Source organism: Gordonia sp. UCD-TK1, assembly GCF_001691435.1.
Lineage (GTDB): Bacteria > Actinomycetota > Actinomycetes > Mycobacteriales > Mycobacteriaceae > Gordonia > Gordonia hongkongensis.
This window is the reverse complement of record NZ_LZMP01000062.1, coordinates 1-3,517: the sequence shown is the minus strand read 5'-3', so window position 1 is coordinate 3,517 and position 3,517 is coordinate 1. Positions and strand designations below refer to the sequence as shown.

Here is a 3,517-nt window from a genome sequence, read left to right as displayed (position 1 = left end):
CCACATACTCCAACTCACCCACACCACTCCACCGCACCCGATCACCCGTCCGATACAACCGCACACCCACCCCACCAAACGGATCCGCCACAAACCGCTCCGCAGTCAACCCCGCCCGCGACGCATACCCCCGCGCCACCTGCACACCACCCAGATACAACTCACCCACCACACCCACCGGCACCGGACGCAACCGCGAATCCAACACCCACACCGACACATTCGGCACCGCCCGACCAATCGGCACCACCACCTCACCACCCGACACCACATACGACGTCACATCCACCGCCGCCTCCGTCGGCCCATACAAATTCACCACCCGCACCCCCGGCACCAACCCCCGCAACCCCTCCACCGCACCCACACCCAACGCCTCACCCGAACAAAACACCTGACGCAACGACCCCAACCCCGAACCCAACCCGCCCGAACCCAGCCGGCCCGAATCCTGCGGCACCGACTCCCCGAGAGCATCCACAAACACCGACAACATCGACGGCACAAAATGACACACCGACACCCCGAACCGCTCCACCACCGACGCCACATACCACGGATCCCGATGACCACCCGGCTCCGCCACCACCACCGAAGCACCAACCATCAACGGCCAGAACAACTCCCACACCGACACATCAAACGACACCGGCGTCTTCCACAACACCACATCCCGCCGCCCCAACCCGAACAACGACTGCATCCACCCCAACCGATTCACCACCGCAGCCTGCGACACCGTCACACCCTTCGGCCGACCCGTCGACCCAGACGTGAACAACGTGTACACACCCGCACCACCCGGCACCTCCCCCACACCCGACACCACCTCACCCAACAAACCCACACCCAACCCCTCACCAACCACCACACCATTAACCGAAACACCCACCCCCTCACCACAATCCACCACCACACGCCGCACACCCCCAACCCCCTCAACAACACTCCCCCCACCCACATCCCCCGCCCGCACCAACACCACACCCACACCCGCCGTCGACAACATGAACCCCACCCGCTCCGCAGGCGCATCCAACTCCACCGGCACATACCGACCACCCACAGCCACCACCGCATGCACCGCCACCAACAACTCCAACGACCGCGACATCACCACACCCACAGCCGAATCCACACCCACACCCAACCCCGACAACTCCCGCGCAACACCCCCCACCAACCCACCGAACTCCCCATACGACACCACCCGACCACCCACCCGCACCGCCACCGAACCCACCGACAACCCCACCCGCTCAGCAACCACCGACCCCACCGAACGACCCGACCACCCCAACCCCACCTCCACACCACGCGACCAACCCTCGATGGCGGCGCGCTCGGTGGCGTCGACGAGGTCGATGTCGCCGACGATCACGTCGGGATCGGCGAGGCCCGCGTCGAGGACGTCGACGATCCGCGCACCGATGTGTCGCACCGTAGGCTCGTCGAAGAGGTCGGTGGCGTACACGATCCGGCCGGCCAGGCCGGCGAGGGCACCGGCGTCGTCCCGATCGGCGGACATCCCGATCATGAGGTCGAACCGGGCAGCGGGCGCACCGGCCTCGACGGGCGTGATCGTCAGTCCCGGCGCGGACAACTCCCCCACGGAGGTCTGTTCGAGGGTCAGCAGCACCTGGGTCAGCGGCGCGAACGCCTCGCTGCGCGCCGGGGCGAGGGCATCGACGAGGTACTCGAAGGGCACGTCGGCAGCGGCGAACGCATCGAGGTCGGTGTCGCGCACCAACCGGACCAGTTGCTCGAAGGTGGCCGAGGCGTCGACCTCCGTGCGTAGGACCAGAGTGTTGACGAACATGCCGATCAGGGCGTCGAGTTCGGCACGGCCACGGCCGGCCACCGGTGAACCGACCGCGATGTCCGACGTCCCCGACAACCGGGACAGCACCACCGCGACCGACGCGTGCACGACCATGAACACGGTCACGCCGTGGGCGCGGGCGAACGACTCGATGCGGGGTGCGAGACCCTCGGGCAGGTCGAGGTCCACCACCGCCCCGCGGAGGGACGCCACCGGCGGCCGGGGTCGGTCGGTGGGCAACTCGAGGACCTCGGGCAGGCCGGCGAGGTGATCGCGCCACCAGCGCGACTGCCTGCCGAGTTCGGAGTCCGGATCGTCGATCGAGCCCAGGGCGCGCTCCTGCCAGAGCGCGACGTCCGCGTAGTGCACCGGCAGCGGAGGACGGACAGGCGCGCGACCCTCGACGCGGGACCGGTACGCGTGCAGGAGATCGTCGACCAGGGGCGCCAGTGACTCGCCGTCGGCGGCGATGTGGTGCAGCACGACGACCAGCACGTGGTCGTGTGCACCGCGGTCGTCGGGATCGGATCCGAGAATGCCCGCACGGATCGGGAGGTCGCGGGTGACGTCGAACGGTTCCGCGGACAGCGTCTCCACCCCGGCGGTCCGCCACCACTGATCGACGGTGACGTCGTCAGCCGCTGCGATGTCCTGCCACGGCCGGCCATCCGGGCCCTGTGGGTAGCGCGTCCTCAGCACCTCGTGCCGGTCGATCACATCGGCGAGTGCCGCGCGCAAGGCGACGACGTCGAGACGACCACGCACCCGTAGGGCGAACGGGATGTTGTAGGCCGATGACCCCGGATCGAACTGGTTGATGAACCACATGCGTTGCTGCGCCGGCGACAACGGGAGGCGGGCAGGACGCGGGATCGAACCGAGGTCTGGTGTCTCGGCGGGTGAACCGCTGTCGGTGCGACGGGTCGCGTCGACGAGAGCAGCCATCGCGCGCACGCTCGGTGCATCGAAGAGTTCACGAACGCCGAACGGCACACCGAACACGTGAGCGACCCGCGCCGCCACCCGAGTGGCCGACAGTGAATGTCCGCCGATCTCGAAGAAGCTGTCCGTCACCGAGATCGCCGTGGCGTTCCCACCACGGCCGAGCACCTCGGCGACCATGCCGGCGATCGCGCGCTCGGTGTCCGTGTCCGGTTCCACCCGTCGAGTGGAGAAGAGATCCGGTGCGGGCAGGGCTTTTCGGTCGACCTTGCCCGCGGTGTTCAGCGGCAACGCGTCGAGCACCATGACGGTGTCGGGAACCATGTACGACGCGAGCCTGCGGGCGGCATGGTCTCGTAACCGCGACACCGCCGACTCGTCGGGTCCGGTGACGTACGCGACCAACCGGTCGTCCTGCACCACCGCGACTGCCGAGACCACGTCGTCGGCACTCGCGAGGACGGTTTCGATCTCCCCCAACTCGATCCGCTGCCCCCGCAACTTCACCTGAAAATCAACACGACCCACATACTCCAACTCACCCACACCACTCCACCGCACCCGATCACCCGTCCGATACAACCGCACACCCACCCCACCAAACGGATCCGCCACAAACCGCTCCGCAGTCAACCCCGCCCGCGACGCATACCCCCGCGCCACCTGCACACCACCCAGATACAACTCACCCACCACACCCACCGGCACCGGACGCAACCGCGAATCCAACACCCACACCGACACATTCGGCAC

At 67.6% G+C, this 3,517-nt stretch carries 1 protein-coding gene; it reads right to left on the bottom strand.

The window, feature by feature from the left end:
- A partial coding sequence (locus A9310_RS22215) for a condensation domain-containing protein (protein WP_254661317.1) occupies positions 1-3,310 on the bottom strand: 3,310 nt, incomplete at its 3' end.
- Positions 3,311-3,517 lie beyond the last annotated feature (207 nt).